The 589-nt window shown below is 50.8% G+C and carries 1 protein-coding gene; it reads left to right on the top strand.

The features are described from left to right. Positions 1-589: IS110 family transposase (locus ACEVJL_RS16810; protein WP_374738491.1), on the top strand; the 589-nt coding region annotated here is incomplete at both ends.

The following is a 589-nucleotide window of genomic DNA, read 5'->3' as shown; positions in this document are numbered from 1 at the left end:
TATGCCATCATTGCATTGGGCGAAGATACCCGTGTCATCATGGAAGCCACAGGGCGTTACCATGAGCCGGTAGCTGCGGCACTGCACGAGTACGGGATCTATGTCTGTGTCTTGAATCCGCTGTTTATCAAGCAGAGCGGTGGTGGCTCTATCCGAAAGGTCAAGACCGACAAGGCTGATGCCATGAAGATTGCCAAGTACGGCCTTGACAACTGGGTAGATCTGCGGGAATATACTCCCATGGACACGATCAGACAACAACTGAAACTGTGCAGCCGCCAGTACAATCTCTACATGAAAACCGTGGTATCGCTGCAAAACAATCTCATTTCTCTAACCGACAAAACATTCCCCGGTGTGAACGAGCTGTTCACCAGCCCGGAGCGTGCAGACGGCCACCAGAAATGGGTGGACTTTGTCATGACCTTTTGGCATTGCGACTGTATCTGTCGCGTCAGTGAAAAGGCATTTACAGAGCGTTACCAGAAATGGTGCAAACGCAAGGGATACCATTTCAGAGCAGAGAAAGCGTTGGACATCTATGCCAGCAGCTGTGGCCACTTTACTACGCTGCCGAAGAACGACAATA

It is taken from the genome of Flintibacter porci (assembly GCF_041925195.1).
GTDB lineage: Bacteria > Bacillota > Clostridia > Oscillospirales > Oscillospiraceae > Lawsonibacter > Lawsonibacter porci.
This window is presented reverse-complemented; position numbering and strand designations above follow the sequence as displayed.